Below are 14193 nucleotides of genomic sequence, written 5' to 3' on the forward strand. Positions count from 1 at the left end.
CGGCAGAATGGGCGGGTGCCGACCGACCCCGCCCTCGACCCCTCCGTCGCCGCCCGCCTGAAGCGCGACGAGCACGGTCTCGTCGCCGCGATCGTCCAGCAGCACGACAGCGGTGAGGTCCTCATGCTCGGCTGGATGGACGACGAGGCGCTGCACCGCACCCTGACCGAGGGCCGCGTGACGTTCTGGTCGCGCAGCCGCCAGGAGTACTGGCGCAAGGGGGACACCTCCGGGCACGCCCAGCACGTGCGCTCGGTCGCGCTCGACTGCGACGGCGACGCTCTCCTCGTCCGCGTCGAGCAGGTCGGCGCCGCCTGCCACACCGGCGACCGCACGTGCTTCGACGCGGGGGACCTCGGCGCGGTCGTCGGGGCGGGCGCATGAGCGCCGCCGAGACGCCGGACCTCGCGTACGGGCAGACCTGGCCGGCGCTCGACGCGTTCGGCGTGCTCGCGCGCGACCGGCGCGTCATCCCCGTCGTCCGGCGCCTCATGGGCGACGCCGAGACGCCGGTCGGGGTGTACCGCAAGCTCGCCGGCGACCGGCCCGGCACCTTCCTCCTCGAGTCCGCCGAGCACGGCGGCGTGTGGTCGCGCTGGTCGATCATCGGGGCGGCCAGCCGCGCCACCCTCACCGAGCGCGACGGCGAGGCGCACTGGCTCGGCGAGCCGCCGGTCGGCGTGCCCACCGACGGGCCGGCCACCGAGGCCCTGCGCGCCACGATGGAGGTCCTCGCCACACCGCCCATCGCCGGTCTGCCCCCGCTGACCGGCGGGATGGTCGGCGCGGTCTCGTACGACGCGGTGCGCCGCTGGGAGAAGGTCCCGAGCGACCTGCCGGACGAGCTCGGGGTCCCCGAGCTCGCGATGATGCTCGCCACCGACCTCGCGGTGCTCGACCACGCCGACGGCTCGATCCTCCTCGTCGCCAACGCCGTCAACTACGACGACACCGACGAGCGCGTCGAGCAGGCCTGGTCCGACGCCGTCGCCCGCCTCGACACGATGACCGCGGCGCTCGCCGCGCCGGCCCCGAGCACCGTCGCCGTCGTCGACACCGACGCCGTCGAGGCCGCGATGGCCGGCGTCCGGTCGAACACCACCCGCGAGCGCTACGAGGAGGTCGTCGAGCTCGCCAAGGAGGACATCCGCGCGGGCGAGGTCTTCCAGGTCGTCCTCTCGCAGCGGTTCTCGCTCGACTGCCCGGCCGACCCGCTCGAGGTCTACCGCGCCCTGCGGGCCTCCAACCCCAGCCCCTACATGTACCTCTTCCGCTTCCCGGCGCCGGACGGGTCCGACTACGCCGTCGTCGGCAGCAGCCCCGAGGCGCTCGTCCGGGTCACGGGGGAGCGGGCCATCACCCACCCGATCGCCGGGTCGCGGCCGCGCGGCAAGACGCCCGAGGACGACGTGCGGCTCGCCGAGGAGCTGCTGGCCGACCCCAAGGAGCGCGCCGAGCACGTCATGCTCGTCGACCTCGGCCGCAACGACCTGCAGCGCGTCTGTCGCCCGGGCACGGTCGACGTCGTCGAGTTCATGGACGTGCGCCGCTACAGCCACGTCATGCACCTGGAGTCGACGGTCGTCGGCGACACCCGTCCGGGCGTGGGCGCCTACGACGTCCTCGTGTCCACCTTCCCGGCCGGCACCCTCTCCGGCGCCCCGAAGCCGCGCGCGCTCGCACTCATCGAGCACTACGAGCCCTCGCGGCGCGGGGTCTACGGCGGCGTCGTCGGCTACCTCGACTTCCACGGCGACCTCGACATGGCGATCGCCATCCGCACCGCGCTCGTCCGTGACGGCGTCGCGCACGTGCAGGCCGGCGCCGGCATCGTCGCCGACTCGGTGCCCGCCCGTGAGCACGAGGAGTGCGTCGCGAAGGCCACCGCCGCGCTGCGCGCCGTCGCGACGGCCGGGGCGATGCGGACCGTGTCGTGAGGCGGCTGACCGGCAAGGGCCCCGTCGCCCTCCTCGCGCTGCTCGGCGCGGGCGTCGTCCTTGTCGCGGGGTTCCGGCCGTGGGTCTCCGGCACCGTCGCCGACGCCGTCCTCGGGGGCAGCCGGGTCGAGGCCACCGGCGCGGAGGTCGCGCCCGGGCTCTCGGCGATCGCCCTCGCGGTCGCCGCCGCGGCCGTGGCCGTCGTCGCCGCCGGCCGGGTCGGCCGCACGGTGGCCCTCGTCCTCTGGGCCGGGTGCCTCGTCGTCGCCGGCGCGCTCACCGTCCGGGTGCTCGGCGACCCCTCCGGCGCGCTCGGGCCGGTCGCGGCCACACGCGTCGGCCGCACCGGCACCGTCGAGGCGGTCGCCTCCGCGACGGCGATGCCCTGGGTGGCGCTGCTCGGCGTCCTCGTCGCCGCGCTCGCCCTCGGCTGCGCGCTCGCCGGGGCGCGCCGGTGGGCCGGGCCGTCCCGCCGTTACGAGGCGCCGGGCACGGCCGAGGGCCACGTCGCCGGCCGGCGGGGCGAGCGGGTGGCGAGCGACTGGGACGACCTCTCCGCGGGCCGTGACCCCACCGACGTCGGCGACGACGCCACGACCTGACAGAATCGACACGACGCCACGCCCCGGGCCGACCGGCCCCCGACCCCTTCCGAGGTGGAGCCCCCATGAGCGAGATCGAAGACCACGGCCACAGCCTGGCGGCGTGGACCGCGGTGGGGATCATCATCGTCGCGTCGGCCATCATGTGCCTCGCGGTGATGTTCCCCAACGTCCCGCTGTTCATCGGCGGGGCGGTGCTGGCCGTCGTCGGCGGCATCGCCGGCAAGGTCCTCTCCATGGCCGGGTACGGCGCGGCCGGGCGCGACCGCGGCGAGGCCCCCTCGATCCGATGACCGGCGGTCCTCCTGTGGCCTCCGTCCTCGAGTCCATCGTCGATGGGGTCCGTGAGGACCTCGCCGAGCGCGAGGAGCACCTGCCGCTCGAGCGGGTCCGCGAGCTCGCGGCCGCCGCCCCGCCGGCGCTCGACGCCGAAGCGGCGTTCCGGCGCCCCGGTCTCGCGCTCGTCGCCGAGGTCAAGCGCGCGAGCCCGAGCAAGGGAGCGCTCTCGGACATCCCGGACCCCGCGGCCCTCGCCGCCGCCTACGAGGTCGGTGGCGCCAGCGCGATCTCGGTCCTCACCGAGCAGCGGCGCTTCGGCGGCAGCCTCGCCGACCTCGACGCCGTGCGCGCCGCCGTGTCGATCCCCGTGCTGCGCAAGGACTTCGTCGTCACCGACTACCAGGTCTGGGAGGCGCGGGCCCACGGCGCCGACATCGTGCTGCTCATCGTGGCCGCGCTCGACGACGACCTGTTCCGCTCGCTGCTCGCCCGCGTCGGCGAGCTCGGGATGACCGCGCTCGTCGAGGTCCACGACGAGGCCGAGACCCAGCGCGCCGTCGACGCCGGCGCCACCGTCATCGGCGTCAACGCCCGCGACCTCAAGACCCTCGAGGTGCACCCCGACACCTTCTCGCGGCTGCGGCCGCTCGTCCCGGACGGCGTCGTCATCGTCGCCGAGTCGGGCATCACCGGGCCCGCCGACGCGGCGGCGTACGCGTCGCAGGGCGCCGACGTCGTCCTCGTCGGCGAGGCCCTCGTCCGCGACGGCGACCCGGCGGCCGGGGCCGCCGCGATCGTCGCCGCCGGAGCCGTGGAGGCGACCCCGTGACCGACACCACCGACACCACCGAGACGGGCCTGACGGTCGACGAGCTGCCCCGCCCGGGACGCTTCGGCGACTTCGGCGGCCGCTACGTGCCCGAGGCGCTCGTCCCGGCGCTCGAGCAGCTCGACGAGGCCCGCCAGAAGGCCGCCGTCGACCCCGAGTTCCAGGACGAGCTCGCCCGTCTGCACGCGACGTACACCGGACGGCCGAGCATCATCACCGAGGTGCCGCGCTTCGCCGCGCACTGCGGCGGCGCCCGGGTGGTCCTCAAGCGCGAGGACCTCAACCACACCGGGTCGCACAAGATCAACAACGTCCTCGCCCAGGCCCTGCTCACGAAGCGCATGGGCAAGACCCGCATCATCGCCGAGACCGGCGCGGGCCAGCACGGCGTCGCGACGGCCACCGCCGCGGCGCTCATGGGCCTGGAGTGCACGGTCTACATGGGCAAGGTCGACACCGAGCGCCAGGCCCTCAACGTCGCGCGGATGAAGATCCTCGGCGCGGAGGTCGTCGCCGTCGAGCACGGCTCGGCCACGCTCAAGGACGCGATCAACGAGGCCCTGCGCGACTGGGTCACGAACGTCACGACGACGCACTACGCCATCGGCACGGTCACCGGCCCGCACCCGTTCCCCGAGATGGTCCGCGACTTCCACGCGATCATCGGCGAGGAGGCTCGGGCGCAGGTCCTCGAGCTGACCGGGCGCCTGCCCGACGCCGTCGTCGCGTGCGTCGGTGGTGGCTCGAACGCGATGGGCATCTTCCACCGCTTCGTCCCCGACGCCGGCGTGCGGCTCATCGGCGTCGAGGCCGGCGGCGAGGGCGTGCAGAGCGGGCGCCACGCCGCCCGCTTCGCCGCGGACGCGACCCCCGGGGTGCTGCACGGCGCCATGAGCTACCTCATGCAGGACACCGACGGGCAGACGGTGGAGTCGCACTCGATCTCGGCCGGCCTCGACTACCCGAGCGTCGGCCCCGAGCACGCCCACCTGCGCGACAGCGGCCGGGCCGAGTACCGCTACGCCACCGACGACGCGGTGATGGAGGCCTTCCGCCTGCTCTGCCGCACCGAGGGCATCATCCCGGCGCTGGAGTCGGCCCACGCCCTCGTCGGGGCGATGGAGGTCGGGCGCGAGCTCGGCCCCGACGGCCTCGTCCTGGTCAACCTCTCGGGCCGCGGTGACAAGGACATGCACACCGCCGCCGCGTACTTCGGCCTCGTCGAGGAGGGCACCCAGTCGTGAGCACCACCCAGGCCACCCGCCTCGGGGAGGTTCTCGAGCGCTGCCGCGCCGAGGGCCGCGCCGCGCTCGTCGGCTACCTCCCGGTCGGCTACCCGAGCGTCGAGGGCTCCATCGAGGCGATGAAGGTCCTCGTCGAGGCCGGCTGCGACATCGTCGAGGTCGGCGTCGCGTACAGCGACCCGGTCATCGACGGCCCGGTCAACCAGGAGGCGATGGCCGCCGCCCTCGCCGCCGGGGTCCGCGTCGACGACGTCTTCACCGCCGTCTCGGCCGTCCGCGACGCGGGCGCCGTCCCGGTCGTCATGACCTACTGGAACCTCGTGCTCAAGCGGGGCGTCGAGGCCTTCGCCGCCGACCTCGAGGCGGCCGGGGGCGCAGGCCTCATCACCCCGGACCTCGTGCCGGACGAGGCCGACGACTGGCTGGCCGCGAGCGAGCGGCACGGCCTGGACCGGGTCTTCCTCGTGGCCCCGAGCAGCACCCCCGACCGCCTCGAGAAGGTCACCTCGGCCTGCCGCGGGTTCGTCTACGCCGCCTCGACGATGGGCGTCACCGGCGTGCGCACGAGCGTCGACACCGACGCCCGCACGCTCGTCGAGCGCGTCCGCGAGGTCACCGACGTCCCCGTCTGCATCGGCCTCGGCGTCTCCACGCGCGAGCAGGCGGCCGAGATCGCCGCCTACGCCGACGGCGTCATCGTCGGGTCCGCGCTCGTGCGGACGCTCGCCGGAGACGGGGAACTCTCCGAGCGGCTCGAGGCGTTGCGCAGTCTGACCACCGTGCTGGCCCAGGGTGTCCGGGAGGGGAAGCGATGAGCACGAGCACCGACGAGGTGGGCACCGCGCCCGCCCCCCGGTACCGCTCGGAGCGTGTCCTCGACGTCGTCGGGCTCGCGGCCCGCCTCTTCCTCGGGGTCGTCCTCGTGTGGGCCGGGTTCGCCAAGGTCGGCCGCCCGCTGACCTCGCAGCGCGCGGTGCAGGCCTACGACCTGCCGTTCCTCTCGTTGGACGTCGCGGGCTGGATCGGCCTCGCGCTGCCCTTCCTCGAGATCGTCCTCGGGGTCCTCCTCGTCCTCGGGCTCTTCACGCGGCCGGCGGCGATCGTGGGGACGCTGCTCATGGTCGTCTTCGTCATCGGGATCTCGCAGGCGTGGGCCCGTGGCCTGACCATCGACTGCGGCTGCTTCGGCGGCGGCGGCCAGGTGGGCGCCAACGAGACGAAGTACCCTCAGGAGATCGCGCGCGACGCCTCGTTCGCCCTCGCCGGCGCGTGGCTCTGGTGGCGGCCGCGCACCCTCGCCTCCCTCGACCGCGTCCTCTTCGGACACTGACCGACCGCACCGAAAGGCATCACCCCCGACATGGCCAAGAACTCGACGAAGCCGAGGCCGGGCAACGCCCGCCAGGCGAAGATCCAGGCGGCGCAGAAGGCGAACGGCGGCGGGGGTGTCAACAAGATCGTCGTCGCGACGGTCGTCGTGGTCGTCGCCATCGTCGCGGTCGTCGGCGGTGTCATCTGGATGGAGACCTCGCAGAAGAACGCCGTGACCGGTGGCGGCAACGCCGTGCCGGCGGGCGCCGCGGGCCTGGGCGCCGGGTACCCGGCGTTCACCGACGTCAAGGCGGCCGCGGGCGCGCCGACGCTCGACGTCTTCGAGGACTTCCAGTGCCCGGCCTGCAAGGCCTTCGAGGACCAGCTCGGCCCGACCGTCGAGTCCCTCGCGAAGGAGGGCAAGGTCAAGGTCGTCTACCACGTGAAGAACTTCCTCGACGACAACCTGCGCAACGACAGCTCCACCAAGGCCGGCAACGCCGCCTTCTGCGCGGCCGACGCGGGCAAGTTCCAGGAGTTCCACGACCAGGCCTACGCCAACCAGCCGAGCGAGGGCGCCGGGTTCACCGACGCACAGCTCAAGGGCTTCGCCTCCGCGGCCGGCATCACCGGCAGCGCGCTGACGACCTGGCAGCAGTGCTACGACGCCGGCAAGTACGTCGACTACGTCAACTCGGTCGAGAAGAAGAGCTTCGAGGACGGCGTGCGCGGCACCCCGACCCTGCGTCTGAACGGCAAGGACCTCGACCTCGGCCAGGTCGGCACCCCCGAGCTGCTGACCCAGGCGATCCAGGACGCCACGAAGTGACCCCGGTGATCCGGCAGGCGGGTCGTCCGGCGTGACGACCTACCTGCCGAGCCCGACGGTCGCGGCCTTCGACCTCGGGCCCCTGACGATCCGGGCGTACGCCCTGTGCATCCTCGCGGGCATCGTCCTCGCGGTGTGGCTGACCGGGCGCCGGCTCGCGGCGCGGGGGGTCGACTCCGGCGTCGCGCTCGACGTGTCGGCCTACGCCGTCATCCTCGGGATCATCGGCGGCCGGCTCTACCACGTCATCACGACGCCCGAGCCGTACTGGGGCGAGGGCGGGCACCCGCTCGACGCGCTGAAGATCTGGAACGGCGGCCTCGGCATCTGGGGCGCGATCGCGCTCGGCGCGGTGGGCGTCTGGATCGGCTGCCGCCGGGCCGGCGTCCCCTTCCTCACCTTCGCCGACGCCGCCGTGCCGGGCGTCGCCTTCGCCCAGGCGATCGGCCGGTGGGGCAACTGGTTCAACAACGAGCTGCACGGCGGCCCGACCACGCTCCCGTGGGGGCTGACGGTCCACCAGTGGGACCAGGCCGCCGGCCGCGCCGTCACCGACGCCTCCGGCAACGCCGTCGTGGCGGGTGTCTACCACCCGACGTTCCTCTACGAGTCGCTCTTCCTCCTCGTCCTCGGGTTCGGGCTCCTCGCGCTCGACCGGCGTCGTCGCCTCGCGCCCGGGCAGCTGCTCGGCCTCTACGTGGCGGGGTACCCGGTCGGGCGCATCGTCGTCGAGAAGATGCGCACCGACGAGGCCGAGCTGATCCTCGGCCAGCGGCTCAACGTGTGGACGAGCGTCCTCGTGTTCCTCCTGGGCGTCTGGATCGTGTGGCACACCGGCCGCCGGGCCCGCCGGGCCGAGCCCGAGCAGGTCGACGAGCCGGCCGCGGAGGCGTCCACGGCGGAGCACCCCGAGTCCCAGGATGTGGGATAGCGACGCTCGAATGGCAAGACGCGGGGGGCCGGGGATAGCATTCCGGGACGTGGCCAGAGACGTCCGCGCCTGACCTTGCCGTGCCCGGTCCCGTGAGGGGCCGTCGACCCCCGAGGACGGTGATCCGACGTGACCGTCGCCCGCTTCTCCGCCCAGCCCGACGACGTCGGGCTGTACCGCCGCGAGCACGAGCACGACGCGTGCGGTGTGGCGATGGTCGCGACGATGCGGGGGAGCGCGGGCCACGACATCGTCGCCCACGCCCTCGACGCGCTGCGCAACCTCGACCACCGCGGCGCCACCGGCGCCGACCCGCTCGTCGGTGACGGCGCCGGCATCCTCACCCAGGTGCCCGACGCCTTCTTCCGGGCCGTCGTCGACGCCGAGCTGCCGCCCGCCGGCGCGTACGCGGCCGGGATGGCCTACCTGCCGACCGACGCCGCCGAGCGCGAGAGCGCGCAGGAGCGCATCGAGGCGATCGCCGCCGAGGAGGGCCTGCGGGTCCTCGCCTGGCGCGACGTGCCCGTCGTCCCCGACCTCGTCGGCGAGGCCGCCCGCGCGACGATGCCCTGCTTCCGTCAGCTCTTCGTCGCGTCGCAGGAGGGCCTCACGGGCATCGAGCTCGACCGGGTCGCCTTCGTCGTGCGCAAGCGCGCCGAGCGCCAGGCCGAGGTCTACTTCCCGTCGCTGTCGGCCCGCACGGTGGTCTACAAGGGGATGCTGACCACGGGTCAGCTGGAGCCGTTCTTCCCGGACCTCTCCGACGAGCGCTTCGCCACCGAGCTCGCCCTCGTGCACTCGCGCTTCTCGACCAACACCTTCCCGAGCTGGCCGCTCGCGCACCCCTACCGGCTCATCGCGCACAACGGCGAGATCAACACCGTCAAGGGCAACCGCAACTGGATGCACGCCCGCGAGAGCATGCTCGCGTCCGACGTCCTGCCCGGCGACCTCTCGCGCATCTCGCCGATCTGCAGCCCGGAGGCCTCGGACTCCGCGTCCTTCGACGAGGTCCTCGAGCTGATCCACCTCGGCGGGCGCAGCCTGCCCCACGCGGTGCTCATGATGATCCCCGAGGCCTGGGAGAACCACGCCTCGATGGACCCCGCCCGCCGCGCGTTCTACGAGTTCCACTCGACCTTCATGGAGCCCTGGGACGGCCCGGCCGCCGTCTGCTTCACCGACGGCACCCTCGTCGGGGCTGTCCTGGACCGCAACGGCCTGCGTCCCGGCCGCTACTGGGTCACCGACGACGGTCTCGTCGTCCTCGCCTCCGAGGCCGGTGTCCTCGACCTCGAGCCCGAGAACGTCGTGCGCCGCGGCCGCCTGCAGCCCGGCCGGATGTTCCTCGTCGACACCGCCGCCGGGCGGATCGTCAGCGACGAGGAGGTCAAGTCCGGCCTCGCCGGCGAGCACCCCTACGAGGAGTGGCTGCACGCGGGACTCATCGGCCTGAAGGACCTGCCCGAGCGCGAGCACATCGTCCACACCGCCGCCTCCGTCGCGCGCCGCCAGCGCACCTTCGGGTACACCGAGGAGGAGCTCAAGATCGTCCTCGCGCCGATGGCCCGCACCGGCGCCGAGGCCCTCGGGTCGATGGGCACCGACACGCCGATCGCGGTGCTCTCGGAGCGGCCGCGGCTCGTCTTCGACTACTTCACCCAGCTCTTCGCGCAGGTCACCAACCCGCCGCTCGACGCCATCCGCGAGGAGCTCGTCACCTCGCTCGCCGGCTCGATCGGGCCGGAGGGCAACCTCCTGGACGCCAACCCGGCCCACGCCCGTCAGGTCGTCCTGCCGTTCCCGGTCATCGACAACGACGAGCTCGCGAAGATCGTCCACATCAACGCCGACGGCGACCTGCCCGGCTTCGAGACCGTCGTCGTCCGCGGCACCTACGACGTGAGCGGCGGCGAGGCGGCCCTGCGCGCCCGCCTGCACGAGATCTTCGCCGAGGTGTCCGAGGCCATCGCCGGCGGAGCACGCTTCGTCGTCCTCTCCGACCGCGACTCCGACCGCGACCTCGCGCCGATCCCCTCGCTCCTGCTCACCTCGGCGGTCCACCACCACCTGATCCGCGAGAAGACCCGCACGCAGGTCGGCCTCGTCGTCGAGGCCGGTGACGTCCGCGAGGTGCACCACGTCGCGCTCCTCGTCGGCTACGGCGCCGCCGCGATCAACCCCTACCTCGCGATGGAGTCCGTCGAGGACATGGTCCGCCGCGGCGACATCACCGACGTCACCGAGGAGAAGGCGGTCGCCAACCTCATCAAGGCGCTCGGCAAGGGTGTCCTCAAGGTGATGTCGAAGATGGGCATCTCCACCGTCGCGTCCTACCGGGGCGCCCAGGTGTTCGAGGCGATCGGGCTCTCGCAGGAGCTCGTGGACGAGTTCTTCACCGGCACGGTCAGCCAGCTCGGCGGCATCGGCCTCGACGTCGTCGCCGCCGAGACCGCGGCCCGGCACGGGATGGCCTACCCGCCGGACGGCATCCGCCAGGCGCACCGCAAGCTCGTCGTCGGCGGCGAGTACCAGTGGCGCCGCGAGGGCGAGCCGCACCTCTTCGACCCCGAGACGGTCTTCCGGCTCCAGCACGCGACCCGCCAGCGCCGCTACGACGTCTTCAAGCAGTACACGCAGCGGGTCGACGAGCAGTCCGGCCGGCTGATGACCCTCCGCGGGCTCTTCGAGCTCGGCGGCGCGTCGCCGCGCGAGCCCGTGCCGCTCGAGGAGGTCGAACCGGTCGAGTCCATCGTCAGGCGGTTCTCCACCGGCGCGATGAGCTACGGCTCGATCAGCAAGGAGGCGCACGAGACGCTCGCCGTCGCGATGAACCGCCTCGGCGCGCGCTCGAACACCGGCGAGGGCGGCGAGGACGTCGACCGGCTCCTGGACCCGGTGCGCCGCTCGGCCATCAAGCAGGTCGCCTCGGGCCGCTTCGGCGTGACGTCGATGTACCTGACCCACAGCGACGACATCCAGATCAAGATGGCCCAGGGCGCCAAGCCCGGTGAGGGCGGCCAGCTGCCCGGCCCCAAGGTCTACCCGTGGGTCGCGCGGACCCGGCACTCGACGCCCGGCGTCGGCCTCATCAGCCCGCCGCCGCACCACGACATCTACTCGATCGAGGACCTCGCGCAGCTGATCCACGACCTCAAGAACGCGAACCCGCAGGCGCGGGTCCACGTCAAGCTCGTCTCCGAGGTCGGGGTCGGGACGGTCGCAGCGGGGGTCAGCAAGGCGCACGCCGACGTCGTCCTCATCAGCGGCCACGACGGCGGCACCGGTGCCGCGCCGCTCACGTCGCTCAAGCACGCGGGCGGCCCGTGGGAGCTCGGCCTCGCCGAGACCCAGCAGACGCTCGTCCTCAACGGCCTGCGCGACCGGATCGTCGTCCAGGTCGACGGGCAGATCAAGACCGGCCGCGACGTCGTCGTCGCCGCGCTGCTCGGCGCCGAGGAGTTCGGCTTCGCCACCGCGCCGCTCGTCGTCTCCGGCTGCGTGCTCATGCGGGTCTGCCACCTCGACACCTGCCCCGTCGGCATCGCGACCCAGAACCCGGAGCTGCGCACGCGCTTCTCGGGGCAGCCCGAGTTCGTCGAGACCTTCTTCGAGTACATCGCCGAGGAGGTGCGCGAGCACCTCGCCGCACTCGGCTTCCGGAGCATCGAGGAGGCGATCGGCCAGATCCAGCACCTCGACGTGAGCAAGGCCGTGCAGCACTGGAAGGCGTCGGGGCTCGACCTCGGGCCGGTCCTCGCGGCCGTCGAGAGCCCCGACGGCTCGGGCATCCGCCACCGCGTCGCGCAGGACCACGGCCTCGAGAAGGCCCTGGACCACCAGCTCATCGCCGCGGCCCGCGACGCGATCGACCACGGCGAGGCGGTGCAGGCGCGCTTCGCGATCCGCAACGTCAACCGGACGGTCGGCACGATGCTCGGCCACGAGGTGACCAAGGCGCACCCGGACGGGCTCGCGGACGGCACGATCGACCTCACTCTCACCGGCTCCGCCGGGCAGAGCTTCGGGGCGTTCCTGCCGGCCGGTGTCACGCTGCGGCTCGAGGGCGACGCCAACGACTACGTGGGCAAGGGCCTCTCCGGCGGCCGCGTCGTCGTCCGGCCCGCCCCGGGGTCGGCGCTCGTCGCCGAGGAGAACGTCATCGCCGGCAACGTCATCGGCTACGGCGCGACCTCCGGCGAGCTGTTCCTGCGCGGCCGGGTCGGTGAGCGCTTCTGCGTCCGCAACTCCGGCGCCACCGCCGTCGTCGAGGGCGTGGGCGACCACGGCCTCGAGTACATGACCGGTGGCACGGCGCTCATCCTCGGCCCGACCGGGCGCAACGTCGCGGCCGGCATGTCCGGTGGTGTGGCGTACGTCCTCGACCTCGACCACGACCGGGTCAACCCCGAGCTGGTCGACCTCCTGCCGCTCCGGCCGGACGACGAGCTCGTCGTCCACGACCTCCTCGAGCGCCACGTCCGGTGGACCGACTCGGGTGTCGCGGCGCGGCTCCTCGCCGACTGGGGCAGTGCCCGGTCGGCCTTCACCCTCGTCCTCCCGCGCCAGTACCAGCGCGTCCTCGACGTGCGGGCGCAGGCGGAGACGGAGGGACTCGACCCCGACGGCCCCCAGGTGTGGGAGCGGATCATGGAGGCCTCCCGTGGCTGACCCCCAGGGTTTTCTCAAGACGCGTGAGCGCGAGCTGCCGCGCCGCCGCCCGGTCCCGGTGCGCATCCGGGACTGGAAGGAGGTCTACGAGGCGCAGGCCGTGCCAGAGCTGCAGCGCCAGGCCGGTCGCTGCATGGACTGCGGGATCCCGTTCTGCCACAGCGGCTGTCCGCTGGGCAACCTCATCCCCGAGTGGAACGACCTCGCGTGGAAGGGGGAGTGGCGCGAGGCCATCGAGCGGCTGCACGCCACGAACAACTTCCCCGAGTTCACCGGTCGGCTCTGCCCGGCGCCGTGCGAGTCGGCGTGCGTCCTCGGCATCAACCAGCCGCCGGTCACCATCAAGCAGGTCGAGGTGACGGTCGTCGACCGCGCCTTCGAGAACGGCACGATCCTGCCGGTCTCGCCGGAGCGGCTGTCCGGCAAGACCGTCGCGGTCGTCGGCTCCGGCCCGGCCGGCCTCGCGGCCGCCCAGCAGCTGACCCGCGCCGGGCACACCGTCGCGGTCTACGAGCGGGCCGACCAGCCCGGCGGCCTGCTGCGCTACGGCATCCCCGAGTTCAAGATGGAGAAGGCCGTCCTCGACCGGCGCATCGCGCAGATGAAGTCCGAGGGCACCCGCTTCCGCACCGGCGTCGACGTCGGTGGCGACCTCACCGGGGCCGACCTGCGCAAGCGGTTCGACGCGGTCGTCGTCGCCATCGGCTCGACCGTGCCGCGCGACCTGCCGGTCCCCGGCCGCGAGCTCGACGGCATCGTCCAGGCGATGGACTTCCTGCCGCCGGCCAACCGGGTCGCGCTCGGGCAGAGCGTCGAGAACCAGGTGACCGCCACCGGCAAGGACGTCGTCGTCATCGGCGGCGGCGACACCGGCGCCGACTGCATCGGCACGGCGCACCGGCAGGGCGCCCGCTCGGTGACGAGCCTCGAGATCATGCCGCAGCCCGGCATCGATCGCGCCGACGCCCATCCGTGGCCGACCTACCCGATGCTCTTCCGCGTCGCCTCGGCGCACGAGGAGGGCGGCGAGCGGGTCTACGCCACGACGACGAGCGAGGTCGTCGGCGACGACCAGGGCCGGGTGCGGGCGCTGCGCCTGCACGAGGTCCGGATGGGCGAGAACGGCTTCGAGAAGGTCGAGGGCTCCGAGCGCGAGATCCCGGCCCAGCTCGTGCTCCTCGCAATGGGCTTCCTCGGGCCGCAGCCCGGCGGGCTGCTCGAGCAGCTCGGGGTCGACAAGGACGAGCGCACGAACGTCGCGCGCGACGGCCACTTCATGTCGTCGGTGCCGGGCGTGTTCGTCGCCGGCGACGCCGGCCGCGGGCAGTCGCTCATCGTCTGGGCCATCGCCGAGGGACGATCGGTCGCCCACGAGGTCGACGCCTGGCTCATGGGCAAGCCGTCGCGGCTGCCCCGGCCGGTCGCGCCGACAGACCGTCCGCTGACGGCCTGAGCCGGCACCCCGGTCCGACCTCCCGCCCGACACAGGGCTTCGTCCGCGAGACCCCGGTTCCGAGCCGGGGTCTCGCGGACATTTCGGGGTGACCCCGAAATGTCGAG

At 73.4% G+C, this 14193-nt stretch carries 12 protein-coding genes; all 12 read left to right on the forward strand.

Translation table 11 applies throughout. The features are described from left to right. The first annotated feature begins 15 nt into the window (after positions 1-15). The 12 genes from hisI (at position 16) to LG324_RS11205 (ending at position 14086) form a co-directional block, all read left to right on the forward strand. Entirely contained in the window at positions 16-384 is a 369-nt protein-coding gene (gene hisI / locus LG324_RS11150; RefSeq protein WP_404347875.1) for a phosphoribosyl-AMP cyclohydrolase, read from the forward strand. Further along, positions 381-1937, forward strand: a complete 1557-nt coding sequence (locus tag LG324_RS11155; protein WP_404347877.1) for an anthranilate synthase component I — start codon at positions 381-383, stop codon at positions 1935-1937. The genes hisI and LG324_RS11155 overlap by 4 nt, the downstream gene beginning before the upstream one ends. Continuing rightward, positions 1934-2539 carry a Trp biosynthesis-associated membrane protein gene (locus LG324_RS11160; protein WP_051750474.1) on the forward strand — a complete coding sequence of 202 codons (606 nt, stop codon included), beginning with the start codon at positions 1934-1936 and terminating at the stop codon, positions 2537-2539. Before LG324_RS11155 ends, LG324_RS11160 begins: the two co-directional genes overlap by 4 nt. 65 nt (positions 2540-2604) lie before the next feature. Further along, positions 2605-2832, forward strand: a complete 228-nt coding sequence (locus LG324_RS11165) for an HGxxPAAW family protein (protein WP_030528323.1) — start codon at positions 2605-2607, stop codon at positions 2830-2832. A 14-nt stretch (positions 2833-2846) separates the two neighbouring features. After that, positions 2847-3647, forward strand: a complete 801-nt coding sequence (gene trpC / locus LG324_RS11170) for an indole-3-glycerol phosphate synthase TrpC (RefSeq protein ID WP_404347880.1) — start codon at positions 2847-2849, stop codon at positions 3645-3647. Then, complete coding sequence (gene trpB / locus LG324_RS11175) at positions 3644-4891, forward strand: tryptophan synthase subunit beta (protein ID WP_404347882.1); 1248 nt, start codon at positions 3644-3646, stop codon at positions 4889-4891. The genes trpC and trpB overlap by 4 nt, the downstream gene beginning before the upstream one ends. After that, entirely contained in the window at positions 4888-5706 is an 819-nt protein-coding gene (gene trpA / locus LG324_RS11180) for a tryptophan synthase subunit alpha (RefSeq protein ID WP_404347885.1), read from the forward strand. Before trpB ends, trpA begins: the two co-directional genes overlap by 4 nt. Continuing rightward, entirely contained in the window at positions 5703-6221 is a 519-nt protein-coding gene (locus LG324_RS11185; protein ID WP_404347887.1) for a MauE/DoxX family redox-associated membrane protein, read from the forward strand. The genes trpA and LG324_RS11185 overlap by 4 nt, the downstream gene beginning before the upstream one ends. Positions 6222-6251: 30 nt before the next feature. Further along, positions 6252-7031: a DsbA family protein gene (locus LG324_RS11190; RefSeq protein ID WP_404347889.1), complete on the forward strand. Its 780-nt coding sequence runs from the start codon at positions 6252-6254 to the stop codon at positions 7029-7031. A gap of 31 nt (positions 7032-7062) precedes the next feature. Continuing rightward, a complete protein-coding gene (gene lgt, locus LG324_RS11195; protein WP_404347891.1) occupies positions 7063-7962 on the forward strand; it encodes a prolipoprotein diacylglyceryl transferase in 900 nt (299 codons plus the stop codon). A gap of 129 nt (positions 7963-8091) precedes the next feature. Continuing rightward, complete coding sequence (gltB, locus tag LG324_RS11200; RefSeq protein ID WP_404347893.1) at positions 8092-12633, forward strand: glutamate synthase large subunit; 4542 nt, start codon at positions 8092-8094, stop codon at positions 12631-12633. Next, positions 12626-14086 (forward strand): glutamate synthase subunit beta, encoded by a 1461-nt coding sequence (locus tag LG324_RS11205; protein WP_404347895.1) that lies wholly within the window; start codon positions 12626-12628, stop codon positions 14084-14086. Before gltB ends, LG324_RS11205 begins: the two co-directional genes overlap by 8 nt. Positions 14087-14193: the final 107 nt, after the last annotated feature.

Source organism: Phycicoccus jejuensis, from assembly GCF_044797865.1.
Lineage (GTDB): Bacteria > Actinomycetota > Actinomycetes > Actinomycetales > Dermatophilaceae > Phycicoccus > Phycicoccus jejuensis.

Excerpts from the sequence above, each read along its gene's own strand:
- LG324_RS11155 (WP_404347877.1), top strand. The coding sequence starts at position 381 with ATGAGCGCCGCCGAGACGCCGGACCTCGCGTACGGGCAGACCTGGCCG.
- LG324_RS11165 (WP_030528323.1), top strand. The coding sequence starts at position 2,605 with ATGAGCGAGATCGAAGACCACGGCCACAGCCTGGCGGCGTGGACCGCG.
- LG324_RS11185 (WP_404347887.1), top strand. The coding sequence starts at position 5,703 with ATGAGCACGAGCACCGACGAGGTGGGCACCGCGCCCGCCCCCCGGTAC.
- LG324_RS11190 (WP_404347889.1), top strand. The coding sequence starts at position 6,252 with ATGGCCAAGAACTCGACGAAGCCGAGGCCGGGCAACGCCCGCCAGGCG.